Origin of the sequence: Nocardioides daedukensis (assembly GCF_013408415.1) — a bacterium.
GTDB classification, from domain to species: Bacteria; Actinomycetota; Actinomycetes; order Propionibacteriales; family Nocardioidaceae; genus Nocardioides; species Nocardioides daedukensis.
Genome location: NZ_JACCAA010000001.1, coordinates 114,298 through 127,078, shown reverse-complemented (window position 1 = coordinate 127,078; position 12,781 = coordinate 114,298). Strand labels below are relative to the sequence as shown.

Below are 12,781 nucleotides of genomic sequence, written 5' to 3'. Positions count from 1 at the left end.
TCGGGGCGGCGGCCACCGCACACACAGGAGGAACTCATGACCAGCACTCCGGAAGAGCCGCTCAGCGACGACGACATGGCCACCGTCCCGGCCGGCGGTCCCGCACTCGGCGGGGATGCCGACGGCACCGACGGGGACGCCACCGACACCACGGACGGCGACACCACCGACTCGGACGGCACGGACTCCGACGGCACCGACTCGGATGGCACTGACTCCGACGGGACAGATGGGGACGCCACCGACACCACCGACGGCGACGCGTCCTGAGCGTGCCCGGCTCCGCGCTCGACCTGCTCAGCGGTGACGCCCAGGCCTTCCTCACGAAGGTCTGGGCGTCACGCGTCCACCTGCACCAGGCCGACCCCGAACGGCTGGTCGACCTGCTGTCCCTCGACGACGCCGACACCCTGCTCACGTCGTCCGCGATCCGCACGCCGTCCATCCGGATCGCCAAGGACGGCGGCGTGCTTCCCGAGTCCTCCTTCACCCGCGGCGCCACGCTCGCCGGCAAGCAGCTCACCGGGCTGGTCGACTCCCGCAAGGCCCTTGCCCTCTTCGCCGACGGCGCGACGATCGTCTTCCAGGGCCTGCACCGGTATTGGCCGCCGATCACCCGGTTGGTCGCCGAGCTCGAGCTCGAGCTGGGCCACCCGTGCCAGGCCAACGCCTATCTGACCCCGCCCGGCTCGCAAGGCTTCGCGGTGCACTCGGACTCCCACGACGTGTTCGTCTTCCAGACCGCCGGCTCCAAGTTGTGGGAGGTGCACGGTCCCGACGGCCCCGACGAGGTGCGACTCGAGCCGGGACTGTCGATGTATCTGCCCACCGGCACTCCGCACGCCGCCCGCGCCCAGGACACCGTCTCCCTGCACGTCACCCTCGGCATCAACCAGCTCACTTGGCGTGGCCTGGTCCAGCGCACGCTCGCCGAGGTGGCCCAGGCGGTGCCCGACGAGCACCTGCCCGCCGGCTATCTCGAGGACCCGAGTGGCCTCGCCGGGGAGCTCGCGGACCGGCTGGGCTCCCTGGCCGAGCAGATCCGTGGCCTCGACACCACTGCCGCGGTCGAGGCGGAGGTACGCCGGTTCCTCACCACCCGAAGCCCTCGCCTGGCCGGCGGCCTGCATGACGTGCTCGCGGCTGACGCGATCGACGACGGCACCCGCCTGCGCCGTCGCCCCGGTCATCCGTGCGTGCTGCACACCCGCGGCGAGCGGCTCGACGTACTCCTCGGGGACCGCTGCATCGACGTGCCCGGCTGGCTGCGGCCCGCGATGGACGACGTGCGCGCCCGCCCAGAGCTCTGCCCGGGCGACCTGGCCGAGCACCTCGACCCGCAGAGCCGACTCGTGCTCTGTCGCCGCCTCGTCCGAGAGGGCCTGCTCGAGGTCGCTCCGTGACCGCACGCGACCCCGCCTTCCGCTGCGCGTCCGCCAGTCGGTTGCGCGACGAGCCGGCGGCGGGCACCGCATCGACCGTGCGGGCGTTCCTGCTGATCGAGCACTCCGGCCCGTGGGGCGTCGACGCGCTGCGCGATGCCCGACTGCCCGATGGACTGGGTGAGGCGGTGACCAGAGCGGCGAAGACTGCCAAGGTCCGGCCGCTGCTGATCAGACGAACGAAGCGTGGTGCGCGTTCGGAGGGGACTCGGGTCTTTGCCGCGTTCGCCCACCCGTCGAGATCGTGGCTGGAGACGACCGTGCTCGACGACCCGCACCAGTTGCTCGACCTCGACCTGGCGGCTCTGGGAGCCGGCCGTTCCCCCGGGCTCAGCCCGTGCGAGGAGACGTTGCTGTGCGTGTGCACCCATGGTCGTCACGACGCCTGCTGCGCCGAAGCCGGTCGACCGGTGGTCGCAGCACTGGCCGCGGCCCACCCGCAGGCCACCTGGGAGGTCTCGCACATCGGCGGTGACCGGTTCGCGGGCAACCTGCTGGTGCTGCCCGAGGGCCTGTACTACGGCCGCGTCGAGCCGGTCTCGGCGCTCGCGATCGCCGACGGTCACCTCGCCGGGCAGCTCGACCTGGACCACCTGCGTGGACGCTCGTCGCACCCGATGCCGGTGCAGTTCGCGGAGATCGCACTGCGTCGCCAGCTTGCCGAGACCCGTGGCGACGCGCTGCGAGTGGTGTCGCGCCAGGTCGACGGCGCGATCAGTGAGGTGGTGTTCGAGGTCGGCGGTGCGCAGTGGACGGTCCGGGTGCGCACGTCACCGGGCGAGGACCTGCTCCAGCTGACCTGTCGTGCCAGCCGGGACAACCCGATCCCGCGCCACGAACTGCTGTCGATCGCACGCACCGATTGAGCGCCCGCTCCGCTCGGCACGCACCGCTATGGTGATCTCGGAGGCGTACCTCGTCTGGTGATGGGCGCGGTCCTCAAAACCGTTGTGGCCGAGCATCTCGGTCAGGCGGGTTCGATTCCCGTCCGCCTCCGCCAACTTCATCACCGGTCGGGGCAGGCGCCATCCGCCTGCCTCGACCCGAAACTCGACTCCACCACCTACGATCACTGGGGTGGAGGATCCCCGACGCAATGTGCCCCGCACCGACGACGTGCTCGCCGATCCGCGACTCGTGCAGGCAGCGGCCCGGATCGGCACCGGCCTGGTGAAGAGGTCCGTGGTCGCCACCCTGGCCCTGTGCCGTGAGGGCCTGGTGGCTCCCAGCGAGGTCGCCAACCACGCCGTCGCCAATCTGCCCTCGACGGCGACGTCGCTGCGGCCGGTGATCAACGCGACCGGGGTGGTGGTGCACACCAACCTGGGCCGTGCTCCCCTGTCGTCCGCCGCCGTCGAGGCGCTCGTGGTCGCCGCCGGCGCCACCGACGTCGAGCTCTCCTTGCAGACCGGGCGCCGCGAACGCCGTGGTCGCGACACCCTCGCCGCGCTCGCCGCGGCCGTCCCCGCGGCCGGTGGCGTGCACGTGGTGAACAACGGCGCGGCCGCCCTGGGCCTGGTCACCCTCGCCCTGGCTGCGGGTCGCGAAGTCGTGGTCCCCCGCGGCGAGATGGTCGAGATCGGCGACGGGTTCCGGATCCCCGAGCTGTTGGAGTCGGTGGGTGCCCGGCTGGTCGAGGTCGGCACCACCAACCGCGTGCGCCTGGCCGACTATGCGGCAGCGATCACCGAACGCACCGCGTTCGTGCTCAAGGTGCACCCGTCCAACTTCGTGGTCGCGGGCTTCACCTCCTCGGTGGCAGTCCGCGACCTGGCCGGGTTGCCCGTTCCGGTCGTGGTCGACATCGGCTCCGGCCTGCTGCGAGCACACCCACGACTACCGCACGAGCCCGACGCCACCACCGCGCTGCGCGACGGTGCCACCCTGGTCACCGCCTCCGGCGACAAGTTGCTGGGTGGTCCGCAGGCCGGGCTGTTGCTCGGCGACGAGGCACTGGTGGATCGGCTCCGTCGGCACCCGTTCGCCCGCGCCGTACGCGTCGACAAGCTCACCCTGGCTGCGCTCGAGGCGACCCTGACCGGTCCGCCGTCGCCGGTCGCGGTCTCGCTCGCGGCGACGCAGCCCGAGCTGATGGTGCGCGCCGAGAAGATCGCGGCGTCGCTGGCCGAGGTCACCGACGCGCACGCCATACCCTCCGCCGGCGCGGTCGGTGGTGGTGGCGCACCCGGCGTCGAACTGCCCAGCGCAGCGGTCTCGCTGCCCGCCGAGCTCGCCGAGCCGTTGCGGTTGGGGGCCCCGCCCGTGGTGGGTCACGTCAAGGACGGCCGCCTGCGGCTCGACCTGCTCGCCGTCTTCCCCGACGACGACGAGGCCATGACCGCGGCCGTACGACGCGTGTTGGAGTCCCCGTGCACGTGATCGCCACCGCCGGTCACGTCGACCACGGCAAGTCCACACTGGTGAAGGCGCTCACCGGTGCCGAGCCGGACCGGCTCGCCGAGGAACGGCGGCGCGGGCTGTCGATCGAGCTGGGCTATGTGTGGACCTCGCTGCCCGGCGTCGGGGAGGTGGCGTTCGTCGACGTACCCGGCCACGAGAAGTTCCTGCGCACGATGTTGTCGGGCATCGGCCCGGTGCCGGCAGTGCTCTTCGTGGTCGCCGCCGATGACCCGTGGATGCCGCAGGCCGCCGAGCACCTCGCGGCCCTGGACGCCTTGGGCGTGGCGCACGGCGTGGTCGCGGTGACCCGCGCCGACCTGGCCGACCCGGCCCCGATGATGGCACGAGCCCGCGCCGAAGTCGACCGTACGTCGCTGCGCGGCGCCCCGGTGCTCGCAGTCAGCGGCGCGACCGGGCTCGGGATCGATGAGCTGCGACAGGCACTCGAGGATCTGGTCACCGGGCTGCCGGCTCCCCCGCCCGATGCCGACGTGCGGCTCTGGGCCGATCGGATGTTCCACATTCGCGGGTCGGGCACGGTGCTGACCGGGACCCTGTCTGCCGGCACGATCACGGTCGGCGACCGGCTCGCCACCACTGGTGGCACCGTGCGGGTGCGCGGCGTGCAGGCCTTGGACCAGGACCGGCAGTCGGTGTCCGGCGTGGCCCGGGTGGCTCTCAACCTCGCCGCCGACGACCGTGTCGAGCTGGCCCGCGACAGCGTGCTGTTCACCCCGGATCGCTGGCACGTCACGGACACGGTCGACGTGCGACTGGTCGGTGATGAGGAGCCGCCGGAAAAGCCGGCGCTGCACATCGGCGCGCTGGCGGTGCCGGTGCGGGTGCGCAGCTTCGACGCCACCCACGCCCGGCTGACGCTGGAGCGACCACTGCCCCTGCGCATCGGCGACCGCGCACTGCTGCGCGATCCCGGCAGTCGCCAGGTGTGGGGGCTCACCGTGCTGGATCCCTCCCCACCGCGGCTTCGACGACGCGGCGCCGGAACCCGTCGCGGCCTGGAGCTGGCGAAGGCCAGCGGCGAGGCGACGCTCGCCGAAGAGCTGGACCGACGCGGGATCGCCTCGACCGACCTGCTGCGCCGTCTCGGTGTGCCCGTGCCACCGGATGCCGGACCGTGGCTGATCGGTGAGCGTGCGGCGGCGTTGGTGCAGGAGCGGATGGCCTCGGTGGTGCGCACGTACGACGAACAACATCCGCTGGCTCCCGGCATGCCCGTGCCAGCTGTGGCCCGCGCGCTGGGCCTGCCCTCACCCGACCTGGTGCCCGCCTTGGTGTCCTCGCCGCTGCGGCTCGAAGGCGGCAAGGTGCTCTCCGCGCCGGCCCGCGTGGGGTTGCCCGACGACATCGAACGGGCCTTGGCCGCAGTCGAGGTCGATCTCGCCGAGGCGCCGTTCGTCGCCCCGACCGCGGACCGCATGCGTGAGCTCGGCCTGCACCGCAAGGCGATCGCGGTGGCCTCCCGCGCCGATCGTCTGCTCGACCTGGGCGAGGGCATAGTGCTCTTGCCCGGTGCGGATGCTCTGGCTGTGGGTTGGCTCGGCGAGCTGTCGCAACCATTCACCACCAGCCAGGCGCGGGTGCGTTTGGGGACGAGCCGCCGGGTGGTGCTGCCACTGCTGGCCCACCTGGATCGGCGCGGGCTGACGGTGCGACATGAGGACGATCGACGAAGCGTGCGCTGACGGGCGAGCCGGTGCCGGCCATGGCGGTCACGCCGATAATGTTCGTCGGTGGCCACTTCTCGCCGATCCAGTGCCCGTCGGCGCAGCAGTCCGTCCCCGCGTCGTGGCGCGAAGCGCCGACCGCCCCCGGCCCTGCCGGTCCCCGGTCCTGGCGAGCGAGTGTGGGTGCTCGACGTTCCCTATGGGACACAGGTCGACGACGCCACCTGGCACCCGGCGGTCAAGACCCATCTGTATGTCGGCCGGACCGTGCCCGCACACCTCGAGCCCTTCATTCCGGGTCCCTACACCCTCGGTCGATTCATCGAGAACACGCTCAATCCCGACACCCCGATGCCCAACCCGGAACCGAGCGAGGCCCTCGAGCCCCGGATGATCCAGTACGAGGCCGCCGATGCGATCGCGGCCCGTGCCGCGGCGGGCGGGCGACAGTTCCTGCTGGCTGATGAGCCCGGAGTGGGCAAGACGATCTCCGCAGTCCTCGGAGCGACGGCGGTGGGCGACCTGCGCGGCGCGCGCCGTGTGCTGGTCATCGCCGACCGTCCTGCCGCCATCACCATCGGTCACTGGTGCCGCACGATCACGGCGCTGGGTCACGGCGATCTCGAATGGGTCGTGATCACGTGGGACCGCCTCGACAAGGTCAAGGACCACACGTGGGAGGTGATCATTGCCGACGAGGCCCACGCCCTGCGTCGTACGACGACAAAACGGTGGAAGCTGTGGGCACGGATCTCGGGACACGGAAAGCCGCACGACAAGGCGCCGTTCGTCATCGCCACCACAGCAACGCCCGGACACACGCCCCTCGAACTGCCCTACCTCGCCCCGGCCTACGCCCAGGTGCTCGGTGAGCCGATGCAGGACTGGACCTCGGCGACACAACCCGGAGCCGCCTTCGCGACCGCACTCGAGCGCCACGGCCTCGGTGTGGAACCGGGACGTCATGGCGCGACCTGAACCACCGATCCGGTACGACGCGCTACGGATCTCGAGCTGGTGCGCGGTTGGCTGGCCGATCAGGACCCTCCCGCGATGCTGCACCGCGCTGCGCCGTGGGGACCCGTGCCGATCTCTGGCATGCCGGTGACTCTCACGCCCGAGGAGCGGACGGCGTACGAGGCCGAGTGGGGAGAGTTCTGCCGCGAGATGGACATCGCAAGGCGCGGGCGCAACGTCGCCCGGGGCAGGGCGGCGTTGTTGCGGTTCCGACAGAAGGCCGGGCTGATCCGCGTCGACTCGACGGTCGCCTGGATCGCCCAGCAGGTCCAGGCCGAGCGACAGGTGGCGTGCTCGGTCGAGTTCGTCACGACCGCCGCCGACCCGATCGCCGACCGGCTACGGGACTTCGGCCTCGAGGTCGCCACCATCTATGGCCGCGACCGCTTCGACCCCGAGGCCGAGCGGCTCAGGTTCCAGACCGGACAGGCAAAAGTCTGCGTCTTCACCACGGTCGCCTCAATCAGCCTGCACGCCGGCGAAGCCCTCCCCGACGGCCGCCAGGCGAGCACCGAGCCGCGGGTCGGCATCTTCCACCAGGCCCGCTTCTCCGGCATCGCCGCACGACAGGTGACCGGCCGCACCCACCGCGACCACCAGGTCTCGCCATGGCACATCGCCTATGCCGAGGGCACCGTCGAGGAGCAGGTCGGCAAGGTGATGGTGGAGCGCATCGCCGCGGCCTCCGACACGGTGGGCGGCGACACCACCGGGCTCACCGACCTCGCGCAACTCCTCGGCGCCGACTGGCTGCCCTCCGCGACACTGGTCGACACGGCGTCTGATCAAGCTCGACTCGGCTGAGCCCCACCGCTCCCCAGGACAGCGTCCTATTCGCACAATGTGGCGTCCGCATCGTCATCAGCCATTCCCGAGCGGCCACGCTCGGTGCGTCATATCGTTGGCGCAGACACCGAGGGGGCGGCGTGAGGGAAGTTTTCATCATCTGCGTCATCGCGGTCTGCGCTCTGATCCCGCGGTAGAAGAGGTTGGCCTTCACGAAGTGGGTCGCCGTGGTGGACTGGCCGATCGACACGTCCCAGACGTATGCCGGGTGTGCCAGCGGCCCTCTACCGGTGAGGCGGCGGCCGAGCTCGTGGTCGGTGGCGGCGGGGAGTCGGTCACCGACGACGGCCTGGTGCATGGCCGCACCGCCCTCGGTCAGCGTGACGCCCGGAGCGCCGTCGAAGACCATGCCGTGCTCGAGCTCGTCGAAGTAGGGGCCACGAGCGGCCAGGCCTGATCCCGCGGTGTCGTTAAGGATCATCGGGTGACCTCGGCCCACTCCACGCCTGCGCGGACCAGCACGGACCGCGCCCGCACGGCGACGGCCTCGTCGAGCATCTGACCGTCCAGCGCCACCGCTCCCGCTCCCTGGGCAACGGCGTCGGCGAGGGTCTCGACGATTCGGGAGGCCCAGGCCACTTCCTCGGCTGAGGGCGTGAAGATCCGGGTGGCTTCGTCCAGCTGGGCCGGGTGGATCACCCAGGTCCCGTCGAAGCCGAGCGACCGCGCGCGGGAGCGGTCGTGAGTGAACGCCTCGTCGGCTGCGGTCGAGAGCCAGGGGCCATCGATCAGCGCGCGGCCGTGGGCGCGGGCGGCGGTGGCGACCTGGGAGCGTACGGCGTCCCACAGCGAGGTCTCCCCCACCGAAGGCATGGCGAGGTCGGCCGAGAGGTCGGCATACCCGATCACTGCGGCGCGCAAGAGAGGGCTGGCACCAAGGATGGCGTCGAGGTCACGCAGCGCGGCCGCGGACTCGAGGAGTACGTCGATGCGCACCGCGGGCACGTTGTCCGTGGTGCTCGGGAGCTCGGCACCTGCCCCGCGGATCAGCCGATCGATGAACCCGACGTCGGCGGCGGACTCGACCTTGGGGACCACCAACGTCACCTCGTTGGTGGCCGCGCGGACGATGTCGAGCACGTCGCGGTGGCAGCACGCCGTGCCGATCTGGTTGACCCGGATCGCAAGAGGGTTCTCCGGCTGCTGGGCAAGCACCTCGACGACGTGTTCGCGGGCGGAGTCCTTGGCACCGGTGGCCAAGCCCGGATCAGAGCATCAGAGCGAGCGCTCCTCCGGCGACCAGGCCGCCGCCGACGACCGCGCCGGACATCGCCAGCGTCGTCCGCCAGCTGAACGCCTTCGCGACCATCACCATCGACGGGACGCTCAACGCCGGAAGCGTGATCAGTAGCGCGCCGATCGTGCCCATCGCCGCACCGACCGCGAGCAGGGCGGCCAGCACCGGGATCTCGCCGCCGGTGGGGATCACCAGCGCCGTGCCGACCAGGGCGACCAGCAGCACCGCTGCTGCGCCCAGTGACTGGTCCAGGCCGGCGAAGTCGGACAGCCAGCCGGAGAGCAGCCCGGTGAGGAAGACGATCACGACGTACTCGGGAATCAGCACCACTGCGAACCGCACCAAGGAGCGGAGATAACGCCCGGGCAGCTCTCGCAGCGCGGGAGTCTCCGGGACGTCGGGCGAAGATGACGACGGCTCGGTCACCGGGTCCAGCCACCGGGCGACCAAGGCCGTCGCCCCGAAGACGAGCAGCACCCCGACCAGCAGCCGTACGGTGCCGATCTGCCACGGCAGCACCAGGAAGAGGAAGACCAGCACCGCCGGGTTGAGCAGTGGGTTGCCTATCCAGTAGGCCAATCCGGCGCTGGTCGGCACACCGCTGCGGCGCAGGCCCACTGCGACGGGCGCCGTGCAGCAGGTGCACATCATGCTCGGCAGCGACAGCGACCCACCGGTCAAGGACTGCGAGAGTCGACCGGGGCGATCCATCAGGCGCAGCAGCCATGCGCGCGGAACCAAGGCGTCGATGCCGGCCGCGATCAGCAACGCAACCAGCGCCGCCTTCCAGACGGCGAGGAAGTAGTCACTCGTGAACTGCCACGCGCCCGCCAGTGACGGCGTCGCTCCCGGATCCCCGGAGGAGAGGAAGATCGCGGAGCCGTCCCAGGCACCGGAGTCGGACAGAGCGAGGGACTTGTCGACGTAGGGCAGCCACTTGGCCCAGGCCAGCCCGACGACGAAGAGCACTGCCAGCACGCCCACGCCCAACAGGCCGACCCGGACTCGATCGGTCTCCCGTCCCGACCGACCGAACTCATTGCTCGCGCTGCTCGTCCGCCTCGTCATGCCCGACCACCCGTCTCGTCTCATAGGAACGACCGCCACCCAGTTTGCACGAGCAGTTCGTGGGGGAACATCCCCTCCGTGAACACAGCAGCGCGAGCGAGGCTCGCCACCGTCGGGAAGCACCTGAACCGTTTCCTCCCCGCGGCCCTGGCGGTCCTCGTCCTCGCGCTGGCAGTGACGCTGTACGTCGTGCAACACCCTGAGGACGACCGGCCGCACGCGAAGGTCGGCAACGTGTACACCCAGCCGCACAGCGTGAAGGCTCCGGCTCATGTCGGGCAGGTCTTCCTGCCCTGGTCTGACCTCGACGTGGCTGTCGGTGCCCCGGAAGAGGAGTTGCCCGGTCTCTGGAACGCGCAAGCCAACCTGCAGGCCCCCGAAGGGGGCAGCTTTGTGCAGGTCGGGACCAAGTTTCACACCCCGCGCCCCCTCACCGCCGTCGCGGCGACTTTGTCCACGAAGGTCGACGTCGTGCTCCGTGCCGACGGCAAGGACTACCCGCTCTCCGGATCTGACAGGCCGCTCCTCGACCCCAACCAGCCGAACGAGGACGACAACTACTGGGTGGCAGTCGAGGGCCACCCCAAAGACATCGAGGTGCGGGTGAGCTTCGCCGGCCAGACCCAGGTCGTCTCTGCCGATGGGTCGGTCGCACGGGGTCGGACAGCGGATGGCGAGCGCGCCCCCACATATGAGAAGGTTCGCGGTTCGACGACTCAGCGGGCCGCGGCGAGCCGTTTCACCGCTGCCGGTCCGACACCGTGCAAGGTGAGCAGCTCGTCAAGGTCGGCGGGCAGGTCCGCGAGCGTGCGATGTCCCGCGTCGATGAGCGCCCCGGTCGCCGGGCGACCGATCCGCACGCCGTCGAAGTCGGGTCCGCGGTCGGTCGTGATCGAGGTCGAACCCGCGGCGCTCCCCGGCTCGGTCGGCCCGGGGCGTCTCAACACCTTCTCCATCGCCTTGCCTCGAGCCAGTTCGTCGACCAGCTTGTCCAGCCAGCGGATCTGCTGCATCAACGGGTCCTCGACATCCTGAACCCTGACCCCGCACACCGAGCCGGTGATCAGCGAGGCAGCAGGGTTGAGGCGCGCAGCACCGAAGAACTCCTCGAACGTCGTCTCCTCGGCGAGGTGCTGCTCCAGCTCCGCCTGGGAGAAACCGGTCAGCCACCGGATCACCTCGTCGACCTCGGCACGGGTGCGGCCCTTTCGCTCCGCCTTGGCGACATAGAGCGGATGCACCGAGGCGAAGGGGGCGCGGAAGATCCTCATGCCAACGAGTCTAGGAGTCTCGACCCGCCGCAGGCCGCTCGTGCCCGGGGTCATAGAGCTTGGAGAGTCGACGATTCGGGTCCAACCGCGGCAACAGTGCGTCGGTGATCGCGCGCAGCTGCTCGACCTGCTCGGAGGTGAGCGCATCCAGCACCTTCTCGCGCACGGTCGTCACGTGGCCCGGCGCGGCCTGCTCCACGGCCGACAGGCCGGCCGCTGTGAGCACCGCGTTGGTGACCCGCTTGTCCTGAGGACACGGGACCCGCTCGACGAGTCCCCTCTCCTCGAGGCGGCGTACGACGTGGGAGAGACGCGGCAGGGTGGCACTGGTCAACCCGGCGAGCGAGTTCATCCGCAGCGTGCGCTCGGGCGCCTCGGAGAGCATCGCCAGCACGAAATATTCGAAGTGCGTCAACTGCGCATCACGCCGGAGCTGGGAGTCGAGAACGCCAGGGAGCAGCTCGGTGACGGCGAGCAACCGCACCCAAGCGGTGCGCTCGTCGGCCGTCAGCCATCGAGGCTGCCCGCGCTCCCCTGCTGGGCTCGCGGCTGCACTGGAGGACGCGTCCCCCGTGGTCGTACGTCGGGTGCTCATGGAACACATGATAGCGATTTAGTTGACGGAACAACCATTCATCTGAGAGTGTTAGGTCATCGAAAGGTTAAAACAACAACTATTCAGGATTCCCTCATGACCACCCTCTCCATCATCGGCAACGGCAACATGGGCCAGGCGATCACGGCTGTCGCGCAGCGCGCGAACACCGAGGTCCAGGTGCTCGGCCACAGCGACGGCGACGTCGCACTCACCGGCGACATCGTCGTCCTGGCTGTCCCCCACACCGCGGTCGGCGAGATCATCGAGACCCGCGCCGACCAGCTCGCCGGCAAGGTCATCGTCGACCTCACCAACCCCGTCGACTTCTCCACCATGGACTCGCTCGTGATCCCCGCCGACTCGTCCAAGGCCGCCGAGATCGCCGCCGCCGTCCCGACCGCGAAGGTCCTCAAGGCGTTCAACACCAACTTCGCCGGCACCCTGGCCGAGGGCACCGTCGGTCCGCTGCAGACGACCGCCCTGATCGCCGGCGACGATGCCGACGCCAAGCAGTCCCTCACCGACGTGCTCACCGCCGGTGGCCTCAAGGTCATCGACGCCGGCGCACTGGTTCGGGCCCGCGAACTCGAGGCGATCGGCTTCCTGCAGATCACCCTCGCCGCCCGCGAGCAGTTCGGCTGGAGCGAGGGCTTCGGCGTCATCAACTGACGCAGCACCCGCCCACCCCAACTCGCGAAAGGAACCCGAGATGACCATCCAGGCCGTCCGACTCAACCACGCCGTCCTCTTCGTCGCCGACGTCGAGCGCAGCATCGCCTTCTACCAAGCGGCCTTCGGTGCCGAGATCGTGGCCCGGGAGCCCCGCGCGAACGCCGCCTTCCTCCGGATGCCCCGCTCGGGCAACCACCACGACCTCGGCCTCTTCGGCGTCGGCGCCCAGGCGCCGCGTCGACCGGGCGCCATCGGCCTCTATCACCTGGCCTGGCAGGTCGACACCATCGAAGACCTCGAGCAGGCCCGGATGACCCTGGCCGAGCTGGGCGCCTATTCCGGCGAGTCCAGCCACGGCGCCACCAAGAGCGTCTATGCCAAGGACCCCGACGGCAACGAGTTCGAGGTGATGTGGATGCTCCCCAAGGAGCACTGGGGTGACTACGAGAACGCTGCTCCCGTCGAGCGTCTCGACCTCGGCTCCGAGGTCGACCGCTGGGCCGGCGTCCGCACCGCGTCCGAGCTCATCCCCCTGGAGGCCTGAA

General features: G+C 70.5%; 14 protein-coding genes and 1 tRNA gene. 11 read left to right on the top strand and 4 right to left on the bottom strand.

Translation table 11 applies throughout. The features are described from left to right. The first annotated feature begins 36 nt into the window (after positions 1-36). The 9 genes from BJ980_RS00685 (at position 37) to BJ980_RS00650 (ending at position 7,787) form a co-directional block, all read left to right on the top strand. A complete protein-coding gene (locus BJ980_RS00685; RefSeq protein ID WP_179500523.1) occupies positions 37-270 on the top strand; it encodes a hypothetical protein in 234 nt (77 codons plus the stop codon). A gap of 2 nt (positions 271-272) precedes the next feature. Then, positions 273-1,403 carry a cupin domain-containing protein gene (locus BJ980_RS00680; protein WP_343047612.1) on the top strand — a complete coding sequence of 377 codons (1,131 nt, stop codon included), beginning with the start codon at positions 273-275 and terminating at the stop codon, positions 1,401-1,403. Next, positions 1,400-2,308 (top strand): sucrase ferredoxin, encoded by a 909-nt coding sequence (locus BJ980_RS00675; protein ID WP_179500522.1) that lies wholly within the window; start codon positions 1,400-1,402, stop codon positions 2,306-2,308. Before BJ980_RS00680 ends, BJ980_RS00675 begins: the two co-directional genes overlap by 4 nt. A gap of 39 nt (positions 2,309-2,347) precedes the next feature. Further along, positions 2,348-2,442: transfer RNA gene (locus tag BJ980_RS00670), tRNA-Sec, on the top strand. Positions 2,443-2,519: 77 nt separating this feature from the next. Then, a complete protein-coding gene (gene selA / locus BJ980_RS00665; protein WP_179500521.1) occupies positions 2,520-3,821 on the top strand; it encodes an L-seryl-tRNA(Sec) selenium transferase in 1,302 nt (433 codons plus the stop codon). After that, entirely contained in the window at positions 3,818-5,545 is a 1,728-nt protein-coding gene (locus tag BJ980_RS00660) for a SelB domain-containing protein (RefSeq protein WP_218855368.1), read from the top strand. The genes selA and BJ980_RS00660 overlap by 4 nt, the downstream gene beginning before the upstream one ends. 48 nt (positions 5,546-5,593) lie before the next feature. Then, positions 5,594-6,505, top strand: a complete 912-nt coding sequence (locus BJ980_RS18645; protein WP_218855367.1) for a hypothetical protein — start codon at positions 5,594-5,596, stop codon at positions 6,503-6,505. Positions 6,506-6,580: 75 nt separating this feature from the next. Continuing rightward, positions 6,581-7,348, top strand: a complete 768-nt coding sequence (locus tag BJ980_RS18640; RefSeq protein ID WP_218855366.1) for a hypothetical protein — start codon at positions 6,581-6,583, stop codon at positions 7,346-7,348. 250 nt (positions 7,349-7,598) lie between these two features. After that, the gene (locus tag BJ980_RS00650) at positions 7,599-7,787 is read left to right on the top strand and encodes a hypothetical protein (protein ID WP_179500519.1); all 189 of its coding nucleotides are present in this window, start codon (positions 7,599-7,601) and stop codon (positions 7,785-7,787) included. A 20-nt stretch (positions 7,788-7,807) separates the two neighbouring features. Here BJ980_RS00650 and BJ980_RS00645 read toward each other — a convergent pair whose 3' ends face one another. The 4 genes from BJ980_RS00645 to BJ980_RS00630 all read right to left on the bottom strand — a co-directional run bounded on the left by BJ980_RS00645 (position 7,808) and on the right by BJ980_RS00630 (position 11,561). Continuing rightward, a complete protein-coding gene (locus BJ980_RS00645; RefSeq protein WP_179500518.1) occupies positions 7,808-8,590 on the bottom strand; it encodes an HpcH/HpaI aldolase/citrate lyase family protein in 783 nt (260 codons plus the stop codon). A 7-nt stretch (positions 8,591-8,597) separates the two neighbouring features. Further along, a complete protein-coding gene (locus BJ980_RS00640; RefSeq protein ID WP_179500517.1) occupies positions 8,598-9,695 on the bottom strand; it encodes a permease in 1,098 nt (365 codons plus the stop codon). 716 nt (positions 9,696-10,411) lie between these two features. Continuing rightward, complete coding sequence (locus BJ980_RS18765; protein ID WP_246279899.1) at positions 10,412-10,966, bottom strand: DUF2200 domain-containing protein; 555 nt, start codon at positions 10,964-10,966, stop codon at positions 10,412-10,414. 10 nt (positions 10,967-10,976) lie between these two features. Continuing rightward, positions 10,977-11,561, bottom strand: coding sequence for a MarR family winged helix-turn-helix transcriptional regulator (locus BJ980_RS00630; protein ID WP_179500515.1), 585 nt, complete (start codon positions 11,559-11,561; stop codon positions 10,977-10,979). 96 nt (positions 11,562-11,657) lie between these two features. Between BJ980_RS00630 and BJ980_RS00625 the strand changes: the two genes are divergently transcribed. Continuing rightward, a complete protein-coding gene (locus BJ980_RS00625; RefSeq protein WP_179500514.1) occupies positions 11,658-12,233 on the top strand; it encodes an NADPH-dependent F420 reductase in 576 nt (191 codons plus the stop codon). A gap of 40 nt (positions 12,234-12,273) precedes the next feature. Further along, the gene (locus tag BJ980_RS00620; RefSeq protein WP_179500513.1) at positions 12,274-12,780 is read left to right on the top strand and encodes a VOC family protein; all 507 of its coding nucleotides are present in this window, start codon (positions 12,274-12,276) and stop codon (positions 12,778-12,780) included. The last annotated feature ends 1 nt before the right edge of the window (position 12,781 follow it).